The organism is Acidimicrobiia bacterium (genome assembly GCA_041676705.1).
In the GTDB taxonomy this organism is placed as follows: domain Bacteria; phylum Actinomycetota; class Acidimicrobiia; order Acidimicrobiales; family SKKL01; genus Actinomarinicola.
Genome location: JBAYRL010000002.1, coordinates 489,329 through 514,237 on the forward strand (window position 1 = coordinate 489,329; position 24,909 = coordinate 514,237).

The window sequence follows — 24,909 nt, forward strand, 5'->3', positions numbered from 1 at the left end:
CACAACGGGTTGTCAGCAAGAACAGTCGAGACGCCGAGTTAAAAAATACGGTATTGGTGTCCGTTTTCACACCATTAATTCAATGTATCGGTATGCGATATACCGAGCGGTGAAGAGTTAATGTGACCGCGGTAACATATACGTTAAAAAGTACCGCTGCTCGGTGTGTTGACCAGGAACAAAATCATGGTTATTACCTGGCTTAGATCTGTTCAAGCGCCCATGCGAGGGGTGGCCACCGCACACACATCGGTGAAACCAAAAGGTCCTTCAAGATCGAAGAGGTCGGACCGACTTACCGCAATACCGTCAGCGCCAATATGGGCACCCACCTCAAGACCGATCCACTCGCCCCGCGGCAGGCGCCCCAAATAGACCGTGATGTCAGCGTTAATGAAAGCCAAGCCTTCTGAACCTGAGTTGCCTAGTGGACTCGCCATATCGGCGGCCATGACGGCTCGTGAAAATGCGCTAGTGCTTTCACCTTCAACTAAAGGCCGAAGATCACGCAGCCAAACTTTACGCTGACCGGACGAACCCATACCTTGACCATCAATTGGACGTAGGTCTAGTGAAGTAACCGACTTGGCACCGGAGTTGGGCGGAGCGGGTATCTCCTCAGGATTAGGTACAACCCAATCTTTCCGACTCCAAACTTCACCTGAGGGGTGCAACGACGTACGCATAAGCACCACCGTGGCTCGTGCTACATCGGCGTTGCCAACGGTTAAATCAACCTGTACAACCCGGATACGACGGCCGTCGCGGACAACCGTGGAGCTGCAACCTACGGTGTCCATGGTTGGCGAACGAAACAGGTCAATCGTTAGCCGTGCCGGTTGGAATTCAGCCGACTGATGATTTTGCTCAACGTGGCGCGCCGCGATTCCAGCCAGCAGTCGACCGTGCATCATGTCTTCGGCCCACGGGCTTCTGGCCTCGGCCCGGGGTGATAAACCGCCCTGTCCGTCGGTTTCGTAAAAGGCACTCAGCTCAGAAGTCATTAATGAATTCCTGTCGGGGAGAGAAGTTTGATTAGTTCATCGTGTAAGACGCCGTTGGTGGCTAATCCCGAACCATTATGGGCACCTTCGCGGCCGTTGGTAGATGAAAAGCGACCTCCGGCTTCGGACAGGATGACAGGCATGGGGGCCACATCCCAAAGCGAGACTTCCGGGTCTAACATCACATCGGCCCGTCCTGTCGCCACCAAGGCGTAGCCGTAGCCGTCGCCCCAGGTGCGTACGTGAATCCCACTTTGCTTAAGAGTGTTGAAGAGTGGCGCTGGCCAGTTCGTGAGGCCACTGGTCATGAGCCAAGCTTCGCTGACCTGGTTGGTGGTTGACACCGTCGCTGGTTCATCGTTACAAAAACAACCTCGACCTCGACCGGCCCACACCGTTTCACCCAACGCCGGGAGGTTAATCACACCAATGGCCGGACCATGTTCGTCTTCTAGAGCCAAAAGGTTGGAATAAAGCGGTACGCCATGGGTGAAAGCCTTCGTCCCATCAATGGGGTCAATAATCCAGCGATGGCCACTGCTGCCTTCACGCAAACCATCTTCTTCTCCCACCACGGTGTCATTCGGACGAAGCTCACCAAGACGGGCCCTAATCAGCGCTTCAGCACCCTGATCAGCTATTGTGACAGGCGTTCCATCTTGTTTGGTGACGACCTCCAAGTCGGTTGACCGGAAATACTTTAGAGTTAACTCGCCAGCCTCTTTAACCAGCTCAAGGGCCAAACTCAACAGCTCTTTTGAAACCGGAGGCTGCTCCGATGACGATGTAATAGTCATCCAAGTAGTTTGGCACTTTGTTTCAGTCACGTCTGGGTTTGTGGGCACACTAGAAGCATGACCACAACCGCTAATGAGCTTTCGATGCGACGTCGCGCTGTGGTGGCGGTGACACTTTTAGCCGTCTTAACGGTTGGCTTGGCAATGCTAACCATGACACGTGAGAGCCAAGCTGCTGTAGAAGGGACACCGTGGCCAAACAAGCAACCCGAAGGTCAAGGCTCGGCCTGGGTTGATCCGGCCACAGCTGGGCATCCTTGGGGTGAAGCCGTGTCAGGGATTCTCACCTTCCGAGGTAATCCCACTCGCAATTATTACGGGCAAGGCCCCGTGCCCACCAACCCGGTAGTGCGCTGGAGCTACCCCGAGTCTCCAATGTGTTCTGAATCAAGCGTTGAACAGGGCGACCACTCGGGTACTTTCAATTGGTGTGGCTCGGGGTGGACCGGCCAACCTTCGGTTTTCGAACGCGACGGTCGAACATGGGTGGTCTTTGGTGCTTATGACAAAGCCGTTCATTTTTTGGATGCAGATACCGGTGAGCAGATCATTCCCAGCTTTCCCACCGGCGACATTATTAAAGGTTCGGTAACCGTTGATCCCGATGGCTTTCCGTTGGTATACAGCGGTTCTCGCGACAACTACTTTCACATCTTGGCGATTGATGGTGACGAACCACGCGAGCTTTGGAGCTTCGACGCTAATTCGGTTGATGGGCTTTGGAACGATGACTGGGACGGTTCGGCTTTAGTCATTGACGATTACCTATTCGAAGGCGGTGAGAATTCGCTTTGGTTTATTTGGAAACTGAACCGGAGCTATGACGACGAAGGCCTGGTCACTGTTGACCCCACCCTGGTCTTTATGGCGCCGGGCTGGGATGAGGAACTTCTAGAAGCCGTCGGTGACGAAAACGTTTCTATCGAAAACTCGGTCGCAATCTCGGGCGATGTCATCTACTTCGGTAACTCCGGTGGGCTTATTCAAGGGTGGGACATCTCGGGAGTTAAGCACGGCCGCGATCCTGAACGCGTTTTCCGTTTTTGGGCTGGCGATGACACTGACGCCAGTGTGGTTATTGATGAGGAAGGTTTCTTGTATGTGGTGAGCGAGGTGAAGCGCCACACCGAGCGTTCGGCCGAGATCGGCCAGATTCTCAAACTCGACCCTCGTCAAAATGATGATCCGATCGTGTGGTCATTGGCCGACCCCGATAACAAGGGCATTTGGGCCACCCCAGCCATTTATCGAGATCTTCTCATTGTGCCAACCGACGGCGGCAGAATAATGGCAGTAGATCGCAACACCGGCACTTTACGTTGGGAGTTTTTTATGCGCGGTCCCACCTGGCAGTCACCGGTGGTCGTTGACGATGTCTTGATACAAGGCGACTGTCGCGGCGGAGTATTGAGCGGATTTGATCTAACTGATACCACCAAGGCACCACCGAAGCTTTGGTCGGTACCTCTTGGTGGTTGTGTTGAATCAACACCTGCCGTATGGGACGGTCAGATCTTTGTGGGCACCCGCGGCGGACATTTCTTTGCCATTGGAGAAAACCGTGGGACCGGCATTATGGCCCCCGGCGGAAACTAACCGCCCGGGGTTACCAGAATTCGGGCACCTACAAACGCCCCAATTCCAACTGGATCGCCCTCAATTTCCACAATAGTGGTGCCATCGGGCGCGATCGAGCGGACCACACCAGCGTGTCCCGGCATCACCGACGCCCCTTCCAAAAAATCGAGTAGACCGTCGGTGAACTCTAATTCTTCGGTGATACGCCGCACGGTGAAGCTGTCACCAACGTCTATCGAATCAAGAGTGACGGTGTTGGGGTGTTCAACATAACCGGATCCGGGAATGGGGTTGCCATGGGGGCAGGTGGTGGGATCACCTAATACTCGCTCCATAGCTTCTTCAACCACAGGCGAAATGATGTGCTCCCATTTGCCAGCCTCCTGGTGTGCGGTGGCCCAGGACAAACCCAAAATGTCGGTTAAGAAGCGTTCGGCTATGCGGTGTCGACGCACCACAATTGTGGCCAATGCTAAACCGCGTTCAGTGAGGGAGATGGTGCCCGCGGCGGTGCTAACCAATCCTTCAGCTTCCATACGTTTGATCATTTCGGAAACCGCGGCTCGCGAAACGGCCAAACGCTCAGCTACACGAGCTTGAATCACCGCCACGTCGTCTTCGTGGAGCTCGTAGATAGCCTCGCAATACTCTTCGAATGCCGGGTGATACTCGGGCGACTCGTAGCTATCCATGCCCCATAGCTTAGAGGGGAATACCTAAAGATGGGCCCTAGCTGGTGTAGGTGGGTTGCTACACTCGGTCCATGCGTGTGCGTAAAGTGGTCTTTGCCCTCTTGTTTTCACTTGTAGCGGTGGCGTGTAGCGATAATTCATCGGATGAGGGAACGGCAGGTGGTTCAACCGACGAAACCCCCTCAACCACCCAAAACAACACTTCGAGCACCCTCGACGACGACTCAGACGATGACGCTTCCGACCTTGACTCGTGCCCGGATGCCGCACCGATACCAGCGTCGGCTGCTGAACTTAGTGAAGCTACGGTCAACTTCGATGGGGACGGTGACGGTGAAAACGATCGCCTTGCCACCTACAAAGATGGCGACAATTGGTGGGTAGGGGTCGAGTGGTCAAACGGTGGTTCAAGCCGGGCCATAATCGACGAAGCTTTTATGGGCGCAGCTGCCGCCGGTGGTTACGACCTTGACGGTGATGGCAATGACGAAGCTTTTGTGTCTATTTACGGCCCTGCCAGTGGGGTTATGGTTGGAGTTTTCTATCGTGACGGCTGTGATTTGGCGCCGGTCTTAGACGAAGACGCCGCGGCGCCATTCGTCTTTCCAGTCACTGGTTCCATCGGGTTTTTCTCTGGGGCCAGCTGTAACTCGATTGGTGACATCTCGCTTATAAGTGGCGAATTGCTCGACGAGGAAGCCGGTGAATACGAGGTTTCTGAAGTGCCCTACAGCTTTGATTCCACTTCAGGAACACTAAGTTCAGGCTTTGGTGACGGCGGTTCGGTCACCTTTGATGAAATAGGCGATTTGTCGCAACTTGACTGCGGCGATTTGGCCAACGCTTTGTGACAAGTTGGTTAGAAGGTACTCAAACGGTTGGTTGCGCTAGGGGCAAACCGATAGCGTAGGAGGACAATGGACGCCACGGTTTCTTCCTCGAGCCCGGTATCAGCCCCTAACCGGTCACAGGCCGATCGGGCTATGCGCTGTGTGTTGTGTCTGCCCTCCGACGGAGAAAAGGCCAGCATCACCGGCGCTGAAAACGCATTTTCAAAATCGGTTGCAATTTCGGCTATTCGCTGCACCATTACATATTTGGTACTGCCTATTTTAAAGCCGATTGTCGATTTGAGCGGTGGTGTCGGCCCCTGGCTAGGGCTCATAATTGGTGCGGTATCAATGATCGCCATCGTGTTTTCGATCCGGCGGTTCTTCGCTGCCGATCACCGCTACCGTTGGCCTTATGCCGTTATTGGTAGCTCTATTTTGATTCTGTTGATCTACCAGGGCTTTGCCGATATTCGAACCCTGCTCGGTTAATGCCTAATACCGGCGAGCCGGCCGCTTTTGACGAGTTAATGCGCTCGATTTTAACGAGTCGCGTCTACGAAGTTGCCCGCGAGACACCATTAGAACTGGCCGCTCGTCTTTCGGCTCGCCTCGATAACAAAATCTGGTTTAAGCGCGAAGACTTACAGCCGATTTTCAGCTTTAAACTTCGCGGCGCTTACAACAAGATGGCCCATCTGAGCGAGCAAGAGCGTCAGCGCGGCGTTATTACGGCCAGTGCAGGAAACCATGCCCAAGGTGTGGCCTATTCGGCGCGGCACCTCGGAATCAAAGCGCTGATTGTCATGCCCGAAACAACACCGTCGATCAAGGTTGATGCGGTTAGAAATCTCGGTGCGGAAGTGGTTTTGGTGGGTGATTCGTATTCAGATGCCCAGGCCCACTGCGATTCGCTGCAACGCTCAACCGGAATGACCGCCATTCCACCTTTTGATGATCCGCTGGTGGTAGCCGGACAAGGAACCATTGCCGATGAAATAGTGCGTCAAAGCGCCGCCGATTTAGACGCCGTGTTCGTGCCGGTGGGTGGCGGTGGGCTGATTGGCGGGATCGGGGCATACCTAAAGACGGTGGTCCCACACGTAAAGGTTATTGGCGTTGAATCGACAGAGGCCGATGCCATGGCCCGTTCGTTGATGGCCGGTAAAATTGTGAAGTTAGACCAGGTTGGGATTTTTGCTGATGGCGTGGCTGTTCGCCAGGTTGGCAACTACACGTTTGGTTTGGCACAAGAGGTGATCGATGAAACCATCACCGTAAGTAACGACGAAATTTCAGCAGCCATTAAAGACATTTTTGAAGACACCCGCTCGATTGTGGAACCAGCCGGAGCACTGTCGGTGGCTGGGCTCAAACACTGGGTCGAACACAACGATGTGCACCAAGAAAACCTGGTCGCGATCCTAAGTGGTGCCAACATGAACTTTGACCGCTTGCGCTTTGTGACCGAGCAAGCCGAGTTGGGCGAAGCACGTGAAGCCTTATTTGCCGTGACTATTCCCGAGCAACCGGGTGCTTTCCGTGAGTTTTGTGCCCTGTTAGATACTCGTGTTATCACCGAGTTTAACTATCGCTTGAACACCCGTGATGTAGCTCACATTTTTGTGGGTGTAGCCGTGGAGTCGCGTTCGGATGCCGACACGGTCGCCAATCTGTTGCGCGCTACCGGACTTTCAACCATCGACTTGTCGAATAATGAAGTAGCCAAGTTGCACGTGCGCCACATGGTGGGTGGCCGAGCGGCAGATGTACATGATGAAGTGCTCTACAGGTTCCAATTCCCCGAGCGGCCAGGCGCCTTAATGCGTTTCTTGGAGACCTTGGGTGGTCGCTGGAACATCAGTCTTTTTCACTACCGCAACCACGGAGCAGACATCGGAAGGGTTTTGGCAGGCTTTGAAGTGCCCGAGACTGAACGAGATGAGTTTCGGTGGTTCTTAGATGAACTGGGTTACCGACACACTTTGGAAGATAGCAACCCAGCATATGATCAATTCCTAAAGATTGAACGCTAGGAAACCCTGATCTATTAACCCAATACAACCAACAACGCGAGTGGCACTACCACAAAGGTTCCCACTACCCACGCTAAGGCTAGCGTACGGCGCCGAGTAGCGACTTCTGCCAGAAACTCTGCGGCGGTGACGGGCAGCATGCGGGTGAGGGGTAGTGGGTATATCAGTAAGATTCCTGCCAAGTTGAAGAGGGTGTGTACTAAGGCGATGGCTAGGGCTTCGGGGCGACTGGCGGCCATGGCGGCTAAGAGTGCGGTGATGGTGGTGCCTACGTTGGCGCCGAGGGTGACTGGGTAGGCGGCGCGGATGCTGAGCACTCCCGAGGCGGCTAGTGGGATTAACAGCGACGTGGTGATGCTAGAAGACTGGACCACGACCGTGATCACCAGACCGAATGACATGGCGACCAAACCACCGCCACGGGTTAACAGGTCATTGAGTGAACGTTCCAGTCGATCAGCGATCAGCGTACGCATATTCTTGGTAATGAACGTGAGCGAAATCATCACCAAGACCAAGCCACACACAATGAGGAGAGCGCCCTGAGCTGTTCCTGAAACAGCTTTCGCAAACAGAGTCTCGATTAAATCGACAGGTCCGTCGACCAGCGTCTTAATCGGGCTTTGCCATTCACTCCCCGACGAACCGACCAGAATTTCGCTTATCCGTGTAGCCGTTTTGGCCAGAAAGCCGGTGGCCATCTCCAACGGAAAAAGCAGTATCACCGCAAAGAGGTTGAAGAAGTCGTGCACGGTGGCAGTAGCGAAAGCCCGCCGAAACTCGGGACCTTGGCGCATATGACCGAGCGACACAATGGCGTTGGTGATGGTGGTGCCGATATTGGCCCCCATAATCATGGGAACCGCCGCTTCCACACTGAGCGTTCCCGAGGCCACCAAACCCACGATCACTGAAGAGGTGGCTGAAGAAGATTGCATTAGGACGGTTACTAAAATACCCACCGAAAATGCGGCCAGAGGGTTGGTTACACGTTCTAACAGTTGAGTCTGAGTATCGCCTCCGAGCGCTCCCATCCCCGCTTGGAGTACCGAGACCCCAATGAGAAAGCCGTAGATGAGAATGACTACTAGCGCTGCTCGGCCGGCCGTTGGTACCTCAAGGCGCGCCGCAGTAGGAGGCGTAGTTTTCTCATCCATGGAACTTACCCGGCAAGCTAGTACGTAGAAGGGCCCGACAGACAACGCTCATAAAGGTAATTCGCCACAGAGTTGGCGAAGCGTTCCTTATTGCTCGTGTTCTATTGGGTTAATCAAGGTTGAGACTATGCCAACCAAGTTGCCCAAGACCCGCTTGAGGTATCGATGGAGCACCGCTCGGGGCACGGCATAGGAACCGGGCATTTCACTGTGCATAAGCTCACGAATTTTAACTACTTGGAGATCTTGGAGCTTGTTTGCCTTGACCCGGAACTCTTCCATGCGTTCAGAGTCGGGATCGAGAATCAGTTCGACTACTTCGCCCAACATGGCTGAGATTTGGGTGTGGATGGACTGCAACTCTTCGCGATCATCAGCTTCAGCGAACGAGACGTCTTCATCGGTGAGCTCGAAAATGTTCTTGGCTTGGTCACCAATTCGTTCAATGCGCTTGATGAGCAAGGTGTAGGCCATCACGTCGCCAATATGCTCGGCCCCTTGCACGGTAATGTGAACAATCAGCTCACGACGAAGGTCTTGTTCGGCACGGTTAATGCCTTCGTCAGTTCGTCGGATCTCTTCGGCAACAGCACTGGAGGAGGCACCGTGGAGAACCGCCGCTGTGGCCAGGTCGAACGAATGACGCACGTCGGAGAGCATCTGGACCACACGACCTGTAATTAGCTCCATGCCGGATTCACGCCGACGGAAAAACGACATCACCATGGTTGGCGGCCTTTCAACCTAGAAAAACAAGCAGTACGAGGGGTAGAACAAGGAAGGTACCAATCACCCAGCCTAAGGCTAAGGAACGCCGTCGGGTAGCCAGCACTGCTAGATGTTCTGCGGCGGTGACGGGCAGCATGCGGGTGAAGGGTAGTGGGTATATCAATAAGATTCCGGCCACGTTGAAGAGGGTGTGTACTAAGGCGATGGCTAGGGCTTCGGGGCGACTCGCGGCCATGGCGGCTAAGAGTGCGGTGATGGTGGTGCCTACGTTGGCGCCGAGGGTGACTGGGTAGGCGGCGCGGATGCTGAGCACTCCCGAGGCGGCTAGTGGGATCAGCAGTGACGTGGTGATGCTAGAAGACTGGACCACGACCGTGATTACCAACCCGAATGACATGGCGACTAAACCACCGCCGCGGGTTAATAGGTCGTTGAGTGAACGTTCCAGCCGATCAGCGATCAGGGTACGCATATTCTTGGTAATGAAGATCAAAGCCCCCATTAGCATCACCAAGCCCACCGCGATTAACGCCATGCCCAAACCTGTGCCGGTAAGCCCGCGCTGGAATAATTCGTCGATCAGATTGACCGGACCATCGACCAGCGTTTTTATCGGGCTTTGCCATTCTCCACCCGAGGAGCCAACCAGAATTTCGCTTATCCGAGTGGCGGTCTTGGCCAGAAAGCCGGTGGCCATCTCCAGTGGGAATAGCAAAAGTACCGTGAAGAGGTTGAAGAAGTCGTGCACGGTGGCGGTGGCGAAAGCCCGTTGGAATTCGGGGCCTTGGCGAATGTGGCCGAGCGACACTATGGCGTTGGTGATGGTGGTGCCGATATTGGCACCCATAATCAGTGGCACCGCCGCTTCCACACTGAGGGTTCCCGAGGCCACCAGGCCCACAATGACCGAAGTAGTAGCCGAAGACGACTGCATGATGGCCGTTACTAAAATGCCCACCGACAAAGCCGCCAGTGGGTTAGTTACCCGTTCAAGTAATTGGGTTTGAGTGTCTCCACCGAGAGCACTCATACCAATCTGTAATACTGACACGCCTACGAGAAAGGCGTACACGAGGACGGCTACGAGCGCCGCACGGGCGGGTGTCGGTACTTGAAACCGAGCCGCAGCAGGTGGGGTTATGTTTTTGTCCATGAGACTTACCCGGCAAGTTAGTACGAACCGGGCTCACATATCGAAATCGGTGGACAGTAATTTGCTGCCGTGCTTTCGCAGCGAAAACGCAGGTGGGGGTTCGCTCTTTGGTTGAACCCCCACCCACTATTGAAAGGTCAAAATGTTGTCATCGAGAAATGACTATTTTTCGATGTAGGCCTGGGTAAATCGGGCGATGGAACCCGGAGTTCCGTTGCCTTTGGTCCCGTCAGGGAAGGTCCAATCGGGAATGCCAACCACATCTTCGCGATAACCCACCAATGTAGGTGTGCCTACGTTCCAAATGTATGGCACCAGCTCAGAGGTTACCCGGCTTACTTCTTCAATAGCTGCGTAACGTTCCGCGAAGTCGGTCGTTTCGCGGAACTTGGTTAGGGCCTCATCAATGCGGGGATCGGTGAGATTGGAGAAGTTTCCGGCCGTGGTCTCAACTGGTCCGAAGTAGCCGCGCAAGTTGGTGAAGGGATCACCTTCGCCACCACTGGCACGGAAACAGGTGGTTTGGAAGTCGCCTCTAAACGGTGGGTCGGTGTCGGCCGTGCCAACCACCCTCGAAATCATGGTGGCTTGGTCGAGCTGTACCAAATGGACATCGATACCTACGTTGCCCCACAGGTTTTGCAAGAGCTGGGCGCCCTGCAACAGCGTGGGGTCGGGTTGACAGATGTACTCAATTTCGATGTCCGCACCGGCCGGTTTGTTGTCGGAACGCTCAGGGTCGTTTCGGTATTGTTCCACCAGCTCTTTGGCAGCCTCTGGGTCAGGGCCGTTGGCACCGGGATAATCAGCTACGGCTTCAGCTGAATACCAGGGGCTGTCCTCTGAGAAGAAGCCGTTTGCGGGTGGGGTGAGCCCATCGTCATCACGGACCTTGGCCATGGCTTCTGAGTCGTTGGCAAAAGCCAATGCTCGTCGGATCCGAATATCGTCAAGCGGTGGTGACAAGGTGTTGATGACTGTGATTGACGATTCGTTACCGATGTACAAGCTGGCCTCAAAGCCACCTTTGTCAACCATGGCGAGTACTCGTTTAATACTTGGGCCTCGCAGGGTTTGAATCACCTGGATGTCGTCGGAGGCCAAGCTGGCGGTTCGACTTTCATCGTCGGGAATAACTCGGAATTCGATTTCGTCCAAGTACGGCAGTTGATTTCCGTCGCTATCGGAGAGCCAATAGTTCTCGTTGCGCTTCACAACCAAGCGATCGTCTCGGGTCCAGGAGACAAATTCAAACGGTCCGGTGCCCACGGGATGATTGCCAAAGCCTTCCGGGTCAGCTTCATAGGCTGTAGGTGAAACCGGTAGACCTGGGTAAGTTCGCAATTGATCTGGGAAACCGGCGTTTGGTCCGCTGAGCGTATACATCACGGTCATGTCGTCAACAATCTCCATGCCCGTTACTCCCGCATTTACCAGTCCACCCCGGTTTCGAGCACCTTCTGCGAAATGGAGGTTGTCCCAGTTCCATTTCAGGGCTTCGGCATCGAGCGGTGTGCCATCGTGGAATTGCACCCCTTCTCGTAACGTCAAAGTCCACTCAGTTAGGTCATCGTTGGGTTCCAGCGATTCTGCCAGGAATGGCTCGAAGTTACCTTCAGCGTCGATGGCTACCAGTGGGTCGAAGAACGTTAAGGCGATCATGCTACCCGGGGCTGCCAACTCAGCCAGCTTGGGATCAAAGTGATTAGTTTCGGTTTCCACGCCCACCACGATCTTGCCCCCGTATTCGGGCTCTGAAGCTTGATCGTCGTCGTTACCAATCTCACCCGAGCGAATGGAGGTGGTAGAGGAATCATTGGGAGGTGAGCTATCCGAGTCGTTATTACCGCAAGCTGCGGCCACCAATCCCAGTGCCAGTACAGCGGCGGCAAGACGCCACCAAGCCCGTCTTTTGGTGTGCATGGGTGATTCTCCCTTATGTGTTGACCATCGTGGCTCTTCTAAGCCTAACCATTAGATGTGACATATGGCATAGGCCTTGACATGGCTATCGTATTTCTAGAGTACGGTGGCGAAATAGATTTACGAATTAATTTTTCTGGCGTTAAGGTTTTTTGCATCGCTGGCGGCTCATCCAAGGAGTACCTATGGCCTATCTACTTCCCGTCGACCCAATCACCACGCTTGATGAGTATTTGGCCACTGATTATGGCGGAATAGGTATTTCAACCGCCATGGAACTTGGTGAAGAAAAGACCATTGAGATTATCGCGGCTGCTGGGCTGCGTGGCCGGGGTGGAGGCGGCTTTCCCACCGGTAGAAAATGGCAGGGCGTAGCCTCTCAAACCGGCACGAATCATTACCTAGTCGTTAACGGTGCTGAAGGGGAACCGGGCACTTTCAAAGATCGTTATTTGCTTCGCCACAACGCGTATCAGGTGGTAGAAGGCATGATCATCGCTGCTTATGCCATTGGTGCCATGGAAGCTTTTATTTGTTTGAAGGCTTCATTTACAGAAGAGATTGAGGCTGTAACCCGTGCCATTGCCGAAATGCAAGAGGCAGGCATTTGCAAGGACTGCGCAATTCGGGTGGTTGAAGGGCCAGAAGAGTATTTGTTTGGTGAAGAAAAAGCCATGCTTGAGGTAATTGAAGGTAACTCGCCTCTACCCCGCTTGTTGCCCCCCTACGAACATGGCCTATTCGCGACCGCACCCCAAACCGGTTGGGTGGCCAAAGATCCAGAGCCAGGCAAAGCAGGCCGATTTTATTCCAACCCCACCTTGGTAAATAACGTAGAAACGTTGGCCAATGTGCCCCATATTCTAGCGAATGGCGTGGGCTGGTATCGCGAGCACGGCACTCAAGAATCACCAGGTAACGTGCTTGCTACCATCGTGGGTGACGTGCAGAGCCCAGGTGTTTTCGAAGTGCCTTTGGGAACTCCTTTACGAGAAGTCATTGAGATGGCCGGTGCTCCAGAAGCCGGTGTTAAAGCAGTTATGTCGGGGGTGGCGACACCGGTAATTACCGAAGCGATGCTCGACACGCCGCTCACTTACGAACACATGGTGGCAGCTGGCACGGGTCTAGGTGCGGCCGGCTTTATGGTATTTGATCAAACCGCCTGCATGGTCGAGGTTGCGCGTCTGGCTTCACACTTCTTGTGGATCGAATCTTGCGGCCAATGTCCACCCTGCAAGCTGGGTACCGAGGCCATCACCGATCGTCTAACGCGGATCGAAGGTGGAGCTGGTTCCATTTCAGATATTACCGAAATTGGGGGCTGGCTGGGCAAGGTAAATGATGGGGCGCGTTGTTATTTGGCTACCGAAGAACAGGTGATGGTGGCTTCGATGTTGCGCGAATTCCCTGAAGAGTTCGACGCTCATATAACCGGAGGGGCATGTCCCCGACCCCGCGAAGTGAAGTTTCCGAAGTTAGTGGACCTGCGAGACGGCGTTGCTACTTATGACGAAACCTATTATTTGAAGCAACCCGACTGGACATATTTGCCGTTGCCGTCTTGATATTTTCTTTGGGTTCAGCCTTTTGAGGGGCGGCGAAGCTTAAAGGGCGGCGCATCGATGCGGGGAAGGTTGGAGGTCACGGTACCAAAACGTTCGTGGCCTTCCTGCCAATCTTCATAGGCGGCGCGGGCTTCTTCGTCGGTACGCGCCACAAAGTTCCACCACATAATTAACTCGTCTTCAAAAGGCTCACCGCCTATGACCAAGGCCGTTGCGCCTTCGGTGGAGCGAAGGGCCAACTCGTCACGATCGGTGCCGATATACACCAGCTCACCCGGTGAAATTTGCTGTCCGCCAAGGCTTAAGGTGCCTTCTAGCACTACCACGGCATGTTCAAAGGTGGCATCAAGAGGAATGGTGGTTTGACTAGCGGTGTGGGCTTCAACCACCACACCAACCAGAGGCGTATCAATACGTGCGGGTGAGCGTAGGCCGTCGAGTTCGCCCATCATCACGGTAATATCCATACCGCCAGCGTCGAGGCGGGGAAGTTCCTCGTGGTGCTCGAATGCTGGTGCTGAGAAACGAGTTTCGTTCGGTTGGGCAACCCAAAGTTGAGCACCGTGTTGCCTACCAGTGAAATTCGTAGGGGTCTCCTCGGCGTGAGAAATTCCGTTCCCAGCGCTCATCAGGTTGAGTTGACCGGGCCGAATCGCCTGTTCATGTCCCAAGCTGTCGTGGTGCATGATCTGGCCCTCGATCAACCAGGTAACGGTTTGGAGCCCAATGTGGGGATGCGGTCCCACATTCATCATCACGTTGTTGGTGGTTGGGCCGAAATGGTCGAGGAAACACCAAGCTCCAACGCTGCGACGTTGCCGTTTGGGCAATGCTCGACGCACGGTGAGCCCGGCTAGGTCAGCACTGCGAGCCGAGTAGCGCTCTAAGCATGCTGTTTCAGGTGGCGTAGCTGGGGAAGTGTCCGGCGACGTTGAGGTGTTGATTGGTCCACTCATCACTACAGTGTGCCGTAGCAATAAAATTTCAACATCTCATGAAGCAACAGTGCTGATAACGCTAGGAGTCCCTAATGCCAAGTGTAGCGATCACGGATGTTCTGCCCGATGTAGTTGAGATGCTGGAAGGTGAAGAGCGCTTAGACGGCCTTGCCGAGCGACTGTATGACCTAGGTGAGCCCCTAAGCAGTGGGTCTTCGGGCGACGCTTTGCGGGGCGTTTGGTTGGGCCACCAATTACATCCTCTTCTGACCGATGTCACCATGGGTATGTACGTTTCCGCCATGGTGCTCGACGTGTTGGGTGGTAAAAAGTCGAAGGCAGCCGCCCAAAGGTTGGTTGGTCTGGGGCTTTTGTCGTCCTTGGGGACGGCTGTTACCGGGTTAGCCGACTATTCCACCGGTGGCTTTTACGGCAAATTCCACCGAGTTGGAGTGGTTCACGCCGCCGCCAACGGCACTGCGACATGCCTTTTCTATCGGTCTTGGCGTGCCAGACGTCGGGGCCACCATGTTGGCGGCATGGTTTGGGCATTGCTAGGTGCCGGGGCGCTAGCTTTCGCAGGCTATTTGGGTGGCCACATGGTGTTTGGCTCCAATCGCCCCAAAGATGATGAAAACGACGAAGACACAAGCAATAGCGGTGCAGATGCCAGCACCGGAAGTTCTTCTGAGACCGACACTTCCGCTGTCCCCGACGTTGACGATATTACTGGCGATGTGGCCGATGTGGCCGAAGCCATGGACACCACCCCGGCCGAGTTGGCCGAAGAAGTCAGCGAAGCGATTGACGACGTGGTTTCTGGTGACCAGAGCCTGGAAAACAGCTAGTAGCTATATTTGAGCAGCTAGAAGGCGGGTCTTAAGTCAGCAGTTCGTACCGGTTGGGTATTTTCGCTTTTTAGCTCGATAGAATTTTGGGCAGGCTCGCGGCGACAGTTCGGCGCGTATGGGTCGCGTGTGGAACGACCACACCCAAGCTCGCTTTGGAGGCGAAACATGGTAACTACCACCATCACCGTTGAAGGCATGACTTGTGAGCATTGCGTGAATGCGGTTCGAACCGAGATCTCGCAACTACCTGGGGTAGCCGACCTTTCAGTCGAACTAGACAGCGGTTTGGTAACCATTGAATCTGAATCCGAGCTAGATTCTGCCGCGCTTGAAGCTGCGGTTGATGAAGCTGGCTACGCCATAGTCTGATGACCTCCAGCGATGGCGACACCAAGGGTGGGCTTACTACACCACTGGTGGCCCCAAGCACCGTCACAATTGAGTTAGATGTTGGGGGCATGACATGTTCGTCGTGCGCCGCTCGAGTTGAGAAGAAGCTGAATCGGCTAGATGGGGTGCAAGCTTCGGTAAATTACGCTACCGAACAGGCCCACATCGTGGCCGATCCCGGTGTCGACGTTGAAGCATTAATAGCCACGGTAGAAGCAACCGGCTACACCGCGGCTCTGCCAGCGCCACCGCTTGCGAGCACGACTGAAGAGGTCGCGCCCGAGCGCGATTATGAAGCCGAAGCATTGCGTACCCGATTTTTGGTTTCGGCGGCATTGGCCCTACCAGTCATGGTGCTATCGATGGTGCCCGCTCTACAGTTCGATAACTGGCAGTGGCTGGCGTTAACGCTCACTTCGCCAGTGGTTGTTTATGGGGCTTATCCCTTCCACCGGGCCGCCTGGATTAATGCCAAACATGGTGCCACTACCATGGACACGCTGATTTCCCTGGGCACCTTAGCTGCATATATCTGGTCGCTGTACGCGCTTTTTATTGGTGAGGCCGGCCACGCGGGAATGAAGATGTCGTTCGAGTTCGCCTTGGCGCGCGGTTCGGGAACCCACGAGATCTACCTTGAAACCGCGGCAGTGGTGACCGCCTTCATTTTGGGTGGCCGCTATTTTGAAGATCGTGCCAAGAAGCAGTCTGGTGCTGCACTGCGTGCCTTAATGAACCTAGGGGCTAAAGACGTAGCCGTTCTTCGCAACGGTACCGAAACCCGAATTGCCATTGACCAGTTGGTGGTCGGCGATCTTTTCGTGGTGCGTCCCGGCGAAAAAATTGCTACCGATGGCGTGATCGAAGAAGGAAACTCTGCGGTCGACACTTCGTTGTTAACTGGTGAAAGTGTCCCGATTGAAGTGGGGCCCGATGACGTTGTTATTGGTGCCACCATCAACGCCGGTGGCCGCTTAGTGGTGCGCGCCACCCGAGTTGGCAACGACACCCAGCTGGCTCAAATGGCACGGTTGGTGAGCGAGGCCCAAAGTGGCAAGGCACCCATTCAACGCTTGGCCGATCGCATCTCGGCCGTGTTTGTGCCGATCGTAATTCTGTTGTCCATCGCCACTTTGGTGGTGTGGTTAGCCCTGGGCCATGGTGCTACGGCCGCGTTCACGGCTTCGGTGGCGGTATTGATTATTGCTTGCCCATGTGCACTTGGTTTAGCCACCCCAACCGCCCTGTTGGTAGGCACCGGCCGCGGGGCACAAATGGGCATTCTGATTCGTGGCCCTGAGGTTTTAGAATCCACTCGAACCATCGACACCATTGTCTTAGATAAAACTGGCACCGTGACCACTGGTGAGATGAAGATGGTCGACTTCGTGGTTGCCCTGGGCGTTGACGAAAACGAAGCATTAGCCGTTGTGGGTGGCTTGGAAGACGCCTCGGAACACCCGATTGCTAAGGCTATTGCTAACGGTGCTCGCTCCCGACTAGGCACCTTGCCTTTAGCCGAGGTAAAGGCTTTTACCAACCACGCCGGTTTGGGAGTTACTGCGCAGGTTGATGGCACCGAAGCTTTCGCCCTTCGTCCCTCGTACGCCGAATCGCAAGGTTATTCACTCTCGACCGAGTTGCAGGAAGCCTTAACCGAGGCCTATGCCGAGGGAAAGACGGCCATTGTGGCGGGTTGGAACGGCCAAGCCCGCGCGGTGGTAGTGGTCGCCGACACCGTTAAGGAAACGTCGGGCGAAGCCATCGCCAACTTCCGTCACTTGGGCCTGGAACCAATCTTGTTAACCGGTGACAACCAGGCAACCGCCGAAGCCGTGGCAAAGGAAGTTGGCATCCACCAGGTGCGCGCTGAAGTTATGCCGGCTGAGAAAATGGCGGTGATTCAAGAGCTACAAAACGGCGGTGCGGTGGTAGCCATGGTGGGTGATGGTGTGAACGATGCCGCGGCCCTTGCCCAGGCCGATTTAGGGCTGGCCATGGGAACCGGGACTGACGTGGCTATTGAAGCCAGCGACCTAACGTTGGTGCGAGGGGATCTGCGGGTGGCAGGCGACGCCATAAGGCTGTCGCGGCGCACTCTGGGCACCATCAAAAGCAACTTATTTTGGGCCTTCGCCTATAATGTGGCAGCCATTCCTTTGGCTGCGTTGGGTTATTTGAACCCAATGATTGCTGGTGCTGCCATGGCGTTTTCAAGCGTCTTTGTGGTATCTAACAGCTTGCGGCTTCGTCGATTTTCATAACAAAATTTTCGACTAAGCTGTTTCTTTTTCACCGATTCAGATTGTAGGTGTAGCTCTGGTGTTCGACGAGACGCTCGACGAAGCATACGGAGAGGTACTTAGGCGAAACCCTGGAGAAGTTGAGTTTCACCAGGCCGTGGCCGAGGTCCTCGGGTGTATTGGTCCTTCTATTGCCAAGCACCCCGAGTTTTCCCACCGCAAAGTTATCCAACGCATCTGTGAACCAGAGCGTCAGATTATTTTCCGTGTTCCTTGGGAAGATGACCGCGGTGAGGTGCATATCAACCGTGGTTTTCGTGTCGAGTTCAACTCAGCTCTAGGCCCCTACAAGGGCGGCTTACGTTTTCATCCGACCGTAAATCTAAGCATCATTAAGTTTTTGGGTTTCGAACAGACCTTTAAGAACGCGCTTACCGGTTTGCCGATTGGCGGTGCTAAAGGCGGCTCTGACTTCAACCCTAAAGGCCGTTCGGAAGGCGAAATCATGCGGTTTTGCCAAAGTTTTATGACCGAGTTGTATCGCCACCTGGGTGAATATACCGATGTTCCCGCTGGTGATACCGGTGTTGGCCAACGTGAGATTGGTTGGCTATTTGGCCAGTACAAGCGCATCACAAACCGCTATGAATCCGGTGTGTTAACCGGTAAAGGTGTGGCTTGGGGTGGCTCTTTGGTACGCACCGAAGCTACCGGTTATGGCACCGTATATTTCCTTGAAGAAATGTTGAAGGTGCGCCACGAAGATTTGGAAGGTCGCACCTGCGTGGTGTCGGGTTCTGGAAACGTGGCCATTCACGCTATTGAACAGCTGCAAGCCGAAGGGGCCAAAGTGGTGGCCTGTTCTGATTCAAACGGTGTAATTCATGATCCTTCCGGTATCGACCTCGAGTTGGTTCGACAAATCAAAGAAGTCGAGCGTGGTCGAATTTCGGAATACGCCGAGCGTAAAGGCGACTCCACCTACTATCCCGATGGTGTTATATGGGACATTCCCTGCGAAGTGGCCCTGCCCTGTGCGACCCAGAACGAAATTAGTGAACAGCACGCTAAAACCTTGGTAGCCAACGGCTGTATCGCGGTGGCCGAAGGGGCGAACATGCCCACTTCGCCTGAAGCGGTGAAAATTTTGCAGCAAGCTGGTGTGGCTTTCGGTCCGGCTAAGGCCGCCAACGCCGGTGGTGTGGCAACCTCGGCTCTAGAAATGCAACAGAACGCTTCTAGAGACTCTTGGAGCTTCGAATACACCGAAGAACGTTTGCGCAAAATCATGGAGAGCATCCATGAGTCGTGTTATGAAACCGCGGCTGAATATGGTCAACCAAACAACTACGTAACTGGTGCCAACATTGCTGGTTTCGAAAAGGTTGCTAAAGCCATGGTGGCCTTCGGTCTAATTTGAGTTGTCGTTCCGGCGTTGTTTAGAGCGCCGGTGCCCAATCGGTGCCCATCAGGCGCCGCGCCAAAGACCCCAAATTTTTTAAAGCGTGCTCTTTCGCGTGCTCAACATGGGGGCCTTCCCATCCCGCGTCAAGGGTTTCCCAAAATAGTTTGTGCCATTGCTCAAACCACGCCGGTTGGAAATCTTCAATCTCGTGTACATCTTGATGGGCCTGGAACATGGCACCGTTGTATCGGTTCTCGCCAATAAGGACCTTGCACCAATAATCCACCAACCGCGGAATATGACTGTTCCAGTCAACCTCGGCGATCTGCTCGAAAACTTCTTGAAGCAGGTCGTCGAACACGATGGCTCGGTAAAATTCGACCACAAAATTATGAATCTCGGTGCGGTTGTCTAGATCTAACTTCGTGGTGACCTGCGCAGGTGACATAATTCTATGCTGGACTAGAAGTAATGCTCGGGTCAATAGTTCTGGTTAATAGCTTGAGAGGTTCGAAATGGATAACAACGGTGGAGGCGAAGCGGCTTGCTCGCTTGGTGAGTATGGCGACCTGGTGGAATCGATTCCCACCGGAGTTTTGGCGTCGCTCCTTCACAACATTCCTGATGGGGTAATTATTGCCAACCGAGCCGGAGACATTGTGTTTTGGAACGCTGGTGCCACCCGACTTTTTGGCTGGAGCGAAGAAGAAGCCATAGGGCAACCCCTAGACATCATAATCCCGGAGCGTTTACGGAAACGCCACAACGACGGCTTCCACAAGACCATGGAAACCGGTATCACCAAATATGGTGACGACTCTATGCTGCAGGTGCCAGCAGTACGTCAAGACGGCAGCAGTTTTTCGGTGGCCTTTACCGTGTCGCTCTTGACGCAAGAGGGCCAAAAATCTCCCTACGCCATTGCAGCGGTGCTGCGTGATGATACCGAACGTTGGCAGCTAGCCCGAGCAGCAGCCAAAGCCCGCTCTAAGCAGCCTTAGCCGCGGCTTCACGGGTTTCGGTCGGCTGGCGGACAAAGATAACCAAACGAACCACCACGTCGGCCGCCCAGATGGATAGACCGGCAGCTATAGCTTCATTTACCTCGAACAACGCCCCCAAGGCCGCCACATTAGCCGCAGCTACCGACAGCCAAGAACGCGCCAGCGCAAAACCAGCTGATAGTGCGACATGGCCGCCGCCTCTCACCACCGGTCCAAAGTAGCTGAGCGAGGCCATAGCAATTTGGGCAAATCCCCCTATCGCTAGAGTGCGCAAAGCTGGCGTAATGTCGGCTTCAGTCGAGCTTTGATAAGCCAAGACCAAGACTGCCACCACCCACCAAGTAACCCCCAGGAAATACTGAACCAGTCGAGCCCCGGCCCACGAGAGCTGACGCTGCTTAATCCGCGGGAGAAGTGCCACATTGGCCACGATGGCACTGGCGTAGATCACCATGGCAACAGCGGCCACGCCCGGGCGGTTCAAAGCGGTGAAAACACTGATTAGAACAGTGGCACCGCCGGCCACTATGACCGTGGCATAAATCTTCCCTGCTGTGGCAACCGGTGCCATTTTCATGCGGGCCTGAGTAGCGGTAAAAAACGGTAAGGTGCCCAAGAGCACCAAGCCCACTAAACCAAAGAGGTTAATGCTGAGGTGCGCGCCGTGCAGGTTAAGCGATGACACGGTACCGCTTCCCAAAGCAGCGCCAATGCTGATTCCAACCACGCCAAATGCAATGGCCGCTAAGTAGGCGTCGATGGCGGGTCGGTACCTGGGAGTGGTGGCATTTTGGCGAATGATGACCAGCAAGGCAGCTAATAGCAACAAGGCCAGGGCAACCACAAGGGCACCTAGAACCAACAACCACGACTGTTGGTATTCACGGCCTGCCGCCACTGCTACCGCACCGCCGGCAACCATCACCCGCTGGATGAAGGCAGCTTGATCGTTGGGTGCTGGTGAAGTGGACCATGTGACCGCCAACATTTGCGTGGCGCCAGAGATGATGGTGAGCACGCCACCAGCCAAAAACCAGTGCAGCGGCAGCCATGCGCCAGTGTCGTGTGGGAGCAAGGCCATCAGAGGCGTAGTCACAAAAAACGCGAGCCCCAACCCAAAGGTACGGCGTGCTTGGTAATGAGTTCGACTTACCCGATCGGCAGTGTCGCGTTTTGGAGTTGGTGCCGTCACCAGAATGGCCTTATATTTCCCGATCTCTAATGGAAGCTCAACGAGGTCGAAAACCTAGTAAGTCCATGGCGGCTGGAGTCAACATGTCGGGCGTCCACGGTGGATCCCAAACGATCTGCAGGTCAATCTCGAATTCCGGTAGCGCTTCTACAAGCACCGTTCGGGCTTCTTGTGGGAGCGATTCAGAGACCGGGCAGCCCGGAGTTGTTAGGGTCATTTCCACATGCAGCACGTTGTCGAGCGCCTCAATGGAATACACCAAGCCAAGTTGCACGATGTCTAAACCCAATTCAGGGTCGATTACCGCCGAAAGCGCACGACTGGCTTTTTCTTCGGGCGATTGTTGGGCAGAACCTATGAGGTAGGTTCGACTGTCACTCATGCTGTCGCCTCCTTATGGGCCGCGATTACCCCTCGAGGTGTTATCGCTAAGTTCAGGGTAACGGTGAGCCCGGCAATTGAGATGGCGGCCGCGCCGAGACGCACCGGCCAAATTTCACCCACAATCAATCCCCCCACCACGCCAGCGAACCCCGCTGTTGTTAAAACCAGGGTTGCTTTGGCGGCCTTTAGATTGAACAAGTCGCCAAAGAGCAGTGGTTTGCCGGAAGGGGCCTTGTTGATACCGCGACCGCGTAGAGCGCTATAGCCAATGAAGGGCACAATTTTGTGGGTGTGGCCAATCACCGCCAGACCCAGCCAGGCTGCGATGGCCGCCACTTCAGCTGAAATTAACCGCACACGGGTGAGAGTGGAGAGGTTGGCAAAACCGATAACGGCGGCTAGCGCCACGGCCACGACCAAAAAACCGACTGAGATAAACAGGAACGCGTGCAGAAGTTCTAATTTACGCCGTCGATGAATGACACAGGCCCGTAGAGAAAGTACGTGTGCCACAAGACCAGCCACTACCAAAATGCCGCCCGCCCACGACAACGCTGGAACGCCAAATAGTAAACCGGGTGTCAGCACGACAGCCCCGCTCGACATCAATCCGACGGCTGCCACGCCTTCTTTGGAGCTAGGTCGGTGCGCTAAGAGAAACATTGGCCATAGTTTTTCGGCTACGGCCACATAAGTAAGCCCGAGCCAACCCAGCAAACCCAAGTGGGCATGGGCCATAACTCGGTTAGGCAGAAGTGGAAACCATCCAGCTTGGCGGTCAAACGCGTAGACCACTCCAAAAGTCACGGTCAGCACAAATAACGTGACCGACGCGCGAAGCCCCCAAAGCGGAAGGCTGTGGTCACTGGACAACAGCGGACCCGAAAGATTGTAGACGGCCAACACCACGCTAACGGCACCCACAACTGCGCCAGTGGCAACAAGATTTTCGTAGCCGTGTGCGAATCCGGTGGGAATTAGCCAGGCGGTGGCGACCCATCCGATGAGGGTGGCCCAACCGACGCCAACCGAGCGCAATTTTCTACGGGCTACAACCGGACCGAACTGGTGCAACGCCCCTAATACGGCTGTTGATAGGAACGCCAACATGGTGACGTGTACGGCGGAAAGTGCCCCATCGTTCATGGGTGAATTAACGAATTTATCGGAAGCCAGGGCCACGCCCACACCAGCTCCTACTAGCCCAACTCCGGCGGCACCTAGAAAACTGAGGGGCAAACTTGGCGGAGGTACAACATCGGGCGCGCCAGGCCCAGGTACTGCGACCGGCGGAACCATAGGTGTCACTGTGGTCATCGTGGAAGCCTCTTGCCAATAGTTCTATAGGGTACTAGAAATATATGGTAGGGGTTGGTTTAGGTCAACCCACCTTAACTTGCCCCCTTAACTGTAGGAGCTAAAAATGTCTGCCGATTCGTCAACATCAGGGGATACTGCTCGTGGGGGTGCTGCGGCGGAAGCCACCGCTACCACTAGCGAAAAGCAGGTTGTAATTCTAGATGCCCGACCGATTTTGGCCGACGGAGGAGAACCCTTCGGAGCGATTATGGAGGCTGCCCAAAAGGTAGAACCCGGTGGTGAACTCCATGTTTGGGCACCTTTTGAGCCCGTACCATTGCAGGGTGTTCTAGGCGAGCAAGGTTTTAGCTATTCGTCTCGTGAAGACAGCCCCGGCAACTGGTTGACGGTATTTAGCCGAGAAAACGACTAGTCGGACTAATTGCTATGTCTGGGGTTTCTCGCAAAGTCGGGCACAATGGTCATGTGGCTACGATTCAAGAACAAGCGCGTGCCCTTGGCGATCCAACCCGGCATTCAATTTTTGAGTACATCTATGAAGATGAAGAATTGGTGAGTGTTGCCGAGCTCACTGAGCATTTTGGCCTGAACCACAATGCTATTCGCCAGCACTTAAACAAGCTGCTGGCGGCAGGTCTGGTGCTCGAAGAGCGGGTACCTACTGGTGGGCCCGGACGACCGCGCGCCATGTATCAGGTGGCACCTTCGGCTGAGAGCCGTTGGGGCGTGGCTGGGCCTTACGAGCGTTTGAGCTTAATGCTCACCGAGATTATTCGTACTGGCGATGCGCCCGATGAGGTCGGTCGTCGTGCTGGCGAACGTTATCGCTCGGGTGAGGCCGAAACCCTTGACGAGGTGCTGGCCGAGGTTAACGAAGCCATGGCCCGTGAAGGTTTCGAGCCCGAAATTGTTGAACACGGTGAAGGCCGTGTTGAGGTGGTTCTTCACAATTGCCCGTTTGCGGCTTCGGCAGCTCTAGATCCCGACACGGTGTGTTCTTTACATCGTGGTTTGGTAGAAGGTGTGACCGGCAGTCAATCCAAGGTCGTGCTCGACCAGCTCATCCGGCACGACCCTCATGAGGCTGGTTGTCGTATGTGTCTGCGGGTAGATGCTGAATAAGGTTTTCTAAGGCCTTGTTATTGGTGACAAGCACACGTTTAGAACGGCTTTTGTGACCCTTGGTAAGGGTGACGGAACTTGGGCTGACCAGCATTGAATTAGCCAAGAACTTAATCAGGGCCGAGTTGGCTTTGTCGTCGGTGGCTGGTGCCGCTATTGACAGCTTCAGTTCTTGGCCGTGCAAGCCTAAAAACTGTGAACGTTTGGCACCGGGTTGAACCCGTAGCTTAAACAGCCATCCATCTGGACATTTCTCGGCCCAAATGGGTATCACGATTTCGGGCCGTGGTCTTCCGGAGGGTCACGCCAGTCGATTTTTACGCGACCGGCTTCGTAAGGGTGGTGTTGCAGCCAATTTCGGGTGTAGCTGCACCACGGCACGACAGTTAATTTCTCAGCTTCCGCCCAGTCGAGGGCGGCTTCAACTAAAGCGCCAGCCACGCCACGTCCGCCAATTTCTTCTGGCACTGAAGTGTGTTCCAAAATCAGCTCGTTGTCATCGAGCGAATATTCAAGCTTGGCCAAGTGTCCGTCAACGTGAGCGGCGAAGCGATGGCCATCTTGTTCGTTGATCACTTCGATTTCCATAGCAT

Annotated in this window: 26 protein-coding genes; 12 read left to right on the plus strand and 14 right to left on the minus strand. The window is 54.7% G+C overall.

Going from position 1 to position 24,909, the window contains the following annotated elements:
- Nucleotides 1–212: 212 nt before the first annotated feature.
- Nucleotides 213–1,004 carry a thioesterase family protein gene (locus WC184_05805; GenBank protein ID MFA7477390.1) on the minus strand — a complete coding sequence of 264 codons (792 nt, stop codon included), beginning with the start codon at nt 1,002–1,004 and terminating at the stop codon, nt 213–215.
- On the minus strand, nt 1,004–1,801 hold the full coding sequence (locus tag WC184_05810) for an inositol monophosphatase family protein (protein ID MFA7477391.1): 798 nt from the start codon (nt 1,799–1,801) through the stop codon (nt 1,004–1,006). The genes WC184_05805 and WC184_05810 overlap by 1 nt, the downstream gene beginning before the upstream one ends.
- Nucleotides 1,802–1,858: 57 nt before the next feature.
- Here WC184_05810 and WC184_05815 point away from each other — a divergent pair, with 57 nt between their 5' ends.
- A complete protein-coding gene (locus WC184_05815; GenBank protein ID MFA7477392.1) occupies nt 1,859–3,397 on the plus strand; it encodes a PQQ-binding-like beta-propeller repeat protein in 1,539 nt (512 codons plus the stop codon).
- Here WC184_05815 and WC184_05820 read toward each other — a convergent pair.
- The gene (locus WC184_05820; GenBank protein MFA7477393.1) at nt 3,394–4,071 is read right to left on the minus strand and encodes a metal-dependent transcriptional regulator; all 678 of its coding nucleotides are present in this window, start codon (nt 4,069–4,071) and stop codon (nt 3,394–3,396) included. The two genes, WC184_05815 and WC184_05820, sit on opposite strands and share 4 nt — an antisense overlap.
- 71 nt (nt 4,072–4,142) lie before the next feature.
- Between WC184_05820 and WC184_05825 the strand changes: the two genes are divergently transcribed.
- The 3 genes from WC184_05825 to ilvA all read left to right on the plus strand — a co-directional run bounded on the left by WC184_05825 (nt 4,143) and on the right by ilvA (nt 6,937).
- Entirely contained in the window at nt 4,143–4,922 is a 780-nt protein-coding gene (locus WC184_05825) for a hypothetical protein (GenBank protein ID MFA7477394.1), read from the plus strand.
- 66 nt (nt 4,923–4,988) lie between these two features.
- A complete protein-coding gene (locus tag WC184_05830; GenBank protein ID MFA7477395.1) occupies nt 4,989–5,393 on the plus strand; it encodes a hypothetical protein in 405 nt (134 codons plus the stop codon).
- Nucleotides 5,393–6,937, plus strand: a complete 1,545-nt coding sequence (gene ilvA, locus WC184_05835) for a threonine ammonia-lyase, biosynthetic (protein ID MFA7477396.1) — start codon at nt 5,393–5,395, stop codon at nt 6,935–6,937. Before WC184_05830 ends, ilvA begins: the two co-directional genes overlap by 1 nt.
- A gap of 14 nt (nt 6,938–6,951) precedes the next feature.
- Here the strand turns inward: ilvA and WC184_05840 are convergent, their stop codons facing one another.
- The 4 genes from WC184_05840 to WC184_05855 all read right to left on the minus strand — a co-directional run bounded on the left by WC184_05840 (nt 6,952) and on the right by WC184_05855 (nt 11,899).
- A complete protein-coding gene (locus tag WC184_05840; protein MFA7477397.1) occupies nt 6,952–8,094 on the minus strand; it encodes a Na/Pi symporter in 1,143 nt (380 codons plus the stop codon).
- A gap of 87 nt (nt 8,095–8,181) precedes the next feature.
- Nucleotides 8,182–8,814, minus strand: a complete 633-nt coding sequence (locus WC184_05845) for a PhoU domain-containing protein (protein MFA7477398.1) — start codon at nt 8,812–8,814, stop codon at nt 8,182–8,184.
- A gap of 19 nt (nt 8,815–8,833) precedes the next feature.
- Nucleotides 8,834–9,976: a Na/Pi symporter gene (locus WC184_05850; protein MFA7477399.1), complete on the minus strand. Its 1,143-nt coding sequence runs from the start codon at nt 9,974–9,976 to the stop codon at nt 8,834–8,836.
- 162 nt (nt 9,977–10,138) lie between these two features.
- The gene (locus WC184_05855) at nt 10,139–11,899 is read right to left on the minus strand and encodes an ABC transporter substrate-binding protein (protein MFA7477400.1); all 1,761 of its coding nucleotides are present in this window, start codon (nt 11,897–11,899) and stop codon (nt 10,139–10,141) included.
- Between the two features lie 185 nt (nt 11,900–12,084).
- Here WC184_05855 and WC184_05860 point away from each other — a divergent pair, with 185 nt between their 5' ends.
- Nucleotides 12,085–13,467 carry an NADH-ubiquinone oxidoreductase-F iron-sulfur binding region domain-containing protein gene (locus tag WC184_05860; GenBank protein ID MFA7477401.1) on the plus strand — a complete coding sequence of 461 codons (1,383 nt, stop codon included), beginning with the start codon at nt 12,085–12,087 and terminating at the stop codon, nt 13,465–13,467.
- A gap of 14 nt (nt 13,468–13,481) precedes the next feature.
- Here WC184_05860 and WC184_05865 read toward each other — a convergent pair whose 3' ends face one another.
- A complete protein-coding gene (locus WC184_05865) occupies nt 13,482–14,423 on the minus strand; it encodes a pirin family protein (GenBank protein ID MFA7477402.1) in 942 nt (313 codons plus the stop codon).
- A 74-nt stretch (nt 14,424–14,497) separates the two neighbouring features.
- On the opposite strand from WC184_05865, the gene WC184_05870 reads away from it, so the two are divergent.
- The 4 genes from WC184_05870 (at nt 14,498) to gdhA (ending at nt 19,309) form a co-directional block, all read left to right on the plus strand.
- Nucleotides 14,498–15,253, plus strand: a complete 756-nt coding sequence (locus tag WC184_05870; GenBank protein MFA7477403.1) for a DUF2231 domain-containing protein — start codon at nt 14,498–14,500, stop codon at nt 15,251–15,253.
- 168 nt (nt 15,254–15,421) lie between these two features.
- A complete protein-coding gene (locus tag WC184_05875) occupies nt 15,422–15,625 on the plus strand; it encodes a cation transporter (GenBank protein MFA7477404.1) in 204 nt (67 codons plus the stop codon).
- Complete coding sequence (locus WC184_05880) at nt 15,625–17,910, plus strand: heavy metal translocating P-type ATPase (GenBank protein MFA7477405.1); 2,286 nt, start codon at nt 15,625–15,627, stop codon at nt 17,908–17,910. The genes WC184_05875 and WC184_05880 overlap by 1 nt, the downstream gene beginning before the upstream one ends.
- A gap of 58 nt (nt 17,911–17,968) precedes the next feature.
- Nucleotides 17,969–19,309, plus strand: coding sequence for an NADP-specific glutamate dehydrogenase (gdhA, locus tag WC184_05885; protein MFA7477406.1), 1,341 nt, complete (start codon nt 17,969–17,971; stop codon nt 19,307–19,309).
- 19 nt (nt 19,310–19,328) lie between these two features.
- Here gdhA and WC184_05890 read toward each other — a convergent pair whose 3' ends face one another.
- Nucleotides 19,329–19,742 carry a group III truncated hemoglobin gene (locus WC184_05890; GenBank protein MFA7477407.1) on the minus strand — a complete coding sequence of 138 codons (414 nt, stop codon included), beginning with the start codon at nt 19,740–19,742 and terminating at the stop codon, nt 19,329–19,331.
- Between the two features lie 67 nt (nt 19,743–19,809).
- Here WC184_05890 and WC184_05895 point away from each other — a divergent pair, with 67 nt between their 5' ends.
- The gene (locus WC184_05895; protein MFA7477408.1) at nt 19,810–20,295 is read left to right on the plus strand and encodes a PAS domain S-box protein; all 486 of its coding nucleotides are present in this window, start codon (nt 19,810–19,812) and stop codon (nt 20,293–20,295) included.
- On the opposite strand, the gene WC184_05900 is transcribed toward WC184_05895, so the two are convergent.
- From WC184_05900 to WC184_05910, 3 genes are read right to left on the minus strand one after another with little or no spacing between them, the layout of a single operon-like run.
- The gene (locus WC184_05900; GenBank protein MFA7477409.1) at nt 20,282–21,490 is read right to left on the minus strand and encodes a hypothetical protein; all 1,209 of its coding nucleotides are present in this window, start codon (nt 21,488–21,490) and stop codon (nt 20,282–20,284) included. The two genes, WC184_05895 and WC184_05900, sit on opposite strands and share 14 nt — an antisense overlap.
- 37 nt (nt 21,491–21,527) lie before the next feature.
- The gene (locus WC184_05905) at nt 21,528–21,872 is read right to left on the minus strand and encodes a metal-sulfur cluster assembly factor (protein MFA7477410.1); all 345 of its coding nucleotides are present in this window, start codon (nt 21,870–21,872) and stop codon (nt 21,528–21,530) included.
- Nucleotides 21,869–23,191 (minus strand): hypothetical protein, encoded by a 1,323-nt coding sequence (locus WC184_05910; GenBank protein MFA7477411.1) that lies wholly within the window; start codon nt 23,189–23,191, stop codon nt 21,869–21,871. The genes WC184_05905 and WC184_05910 overlap by 4 nt, the downstream gene beginning before the upstream one ends.
- A gap of 106 nt (nt 23,192–23,297) precedes the next feature.
- Between WC184_05910 and WC184_05915 the strand changes: the two genes are divergently transcribed.
- Together WC184_05915 and WC184_05920 are read left to right on the plus strand one after the other, a co-directional pair.
- Complete coding sequence (locus tag WC184_05915) at nt 23,298–23,606, plus strand: DUF2249 domain-containing protein (protein ID MFA7477412.1); 309 nt, start codon at nt 23,298–23,300, stop codon at nt 23,604–23,606.
- Nucleotides 23,607–23,659: 53 nt separating this feature from the next.
- Nucleotides 23,660–24,316 carry a helix-turn-helix domain-containing protein gene (locus WC184_05920; protein ID MFA7477413.1) on the plus strand — a complete coding sequence of 219 codons (657 nt, stop codon included), beginning with the start codon at nt 23,660–23,662 and terminating at the stop codon, nt 24,314–24,316.
- Here WC184_05920 and WC184_05925 read toward each other — a convergent pair.
- The gene (locus WC184_05925) at nt 24,255–24,590 is read right to left on the minus strand and encodes a DUF167 domain-containing protein (GenBank protein ID MFA7477414.1); all 336 of its coding nucleotides are present in this window, start codon (nt 24,588–24,590) and stop codon (nt 24,255–24,257) included. The genes WC184_05920 and WC184_05925 overlap by 62 nt on opposite strands.
- A complete protein-coding gene (locus WC184_05930) occupies nt 24,587–24,904 on the minus strand; it encodes a GNAT family N-acetyltransferase (GenBank protein ID MFA7477415.1) in 318 nt (105 codons plus the stop codon). Before WC184_05930 ends, WC184_05925 begins: the two co-directional genes overlap by 4 nt.
- Between the last annotated feature and the right edge of the window lie 5 nt (nt 24,905–24,909).

Coding starts and splice junctions, on each gene's coding strand:
- WC184_05895 (MFA7477408.1), top strand. CDS start 19,810: ATGGATAACAACGGTGGAGGCGAAGCGGCTTGCTCGCTTGGTGAGTAT.
- WC184_05910 (MFA7477411.1), bottom strand. CDS start 23,191: ATGACCACAGTGACACCTATGGTTCCGCCGGTCGCAGTACCTGGGCCT.
- WC184_05850 (MFA7477399.1), bottom strand. CDS start 9,976: ATGGACAAAAACATAACCCCACCTGCTGCGGCTCGGTTTCAAGTACCG.
- WC184_05820 (MFA7477393.1), bottom strand. CDS start 4,071: ATGGATAGCTACGAGTCGCCCGAGTATCACCCGGCATTCGAAGAGTAT.
- WC184_05805 (MFA7477390.1), bottom strand. CDS start 1,004: ATGACTTCTGAGCTGAGTGCCTTTTACGAAACCGACGGACAGGGCGGT.
- WC184_05825 (MFA7477394.1), top strand. CDS start 4,143: ATGCGTGTGCGTAAAGTGGTCTTTGCCCTCTTGTTTTCACTTGTAGCG.
- WC184_05810 (MFA7477391.1), bottom strand. CDS start 1,801: ATGACTATTACATCGTCATCGGAGCAGCCTCCGGTTTCAAAAGAGCTG.
- WC184_05815 (MFA7477392.1), top strand. CDS start 1,859: ATGACCACAACCGCTAATGAGCTTTCGATGCGACGTCGCGCTGTGGTG.
- WC184_05915 (MFA7477412.1), top strand. CDS start 23,298: ATGTCTGCCGATTCGTCAACATCAGGGGATACTGCTCGTGGGGGTGCT.
- WC184_05880 (MFA7477405.1), top strand. CDS start 15,625: ATGACCTCCAGCGATGGCGACACCAAGGGTGGGCTTACTACACCACTG.
- WC184_05870 (MFA7477403.1), top strand. CDS start 14,498: ATGCCAAGTGTAGCGATCACGGATGTTCTGCCCGATGTAGTTGAGATG.
- WC184_05855 (MFA7477400.1), bottom strand. CDS start 11,899: ATGCACACCAAAAGACGGGCTTGGTGGCGTCTTGCCGCCGCTGTACTG.
- WC184_05865 (MFA7477402.1), bottom strand. CDS start 14,423: ATGAGTGGACCAATCAACACCTCAACGTCGCCGGACACTTCCCCAGCT.
- WC184_05890 (MFA7477407.1), bottom strand. CDS start 19,742: ATGTCACCTGCGCAGGTCACCACGAAGTTAGATCTAGACAACCGCACC.
- ilvA (MFA7477396.1), top strand. CDS start 5,393: ATGCCTAATACCGGCGAGCCGGCCGCTTTTGACGAGTTAATGCGCTCG.
- WC184_05845 (MFA7477398.1), bottom strand. CDS start 8,814: ATGTCGTTTTTCCGTCGGCGTGAATCCGGCATGGAGCTAATTACAGGT.
- WC184_05905 (MFA7477410.1), bottom strand. CDS start 21,872: ATGAGTGACAGTCGAACCTACCTCATAGGTTCTGCCCAACAATCGCCC.
- WC184_05860 (MFA7477401.1), top strand. CDS start 12,085: ATGGCCTATCTACTTCCCGTCGACCCAATCACCACGCTTGATGAGTAT.
- WC184_05930 (MFA7477415.1), bottom strand. CDS start 24,904: ATGGAAATCGAAGTGATCAACGAACAAGATGGCCATCGCTTCGCCGCT.
- WC184_05830 (MFA7477395.1), top strand. CDS start 4,989: ATGGACGCCACGGTTTCTTCCTCGAGCCCGGTATCAGCCCCTAACCGG.
- WC184_05840 (MFA7477397.1), bottom strand. CDS start 8,094: ATGGATGAGAAAACTACGCCTCCTACTGCGGCGCGCCTTGAGGTACCA.
- WC184_05875 (MFA7477404.1), top strand. CDS start 15,422: ATGGTAACTACCACCATCACCGTTGAAGGCATGACTTGTGAGCATTGC.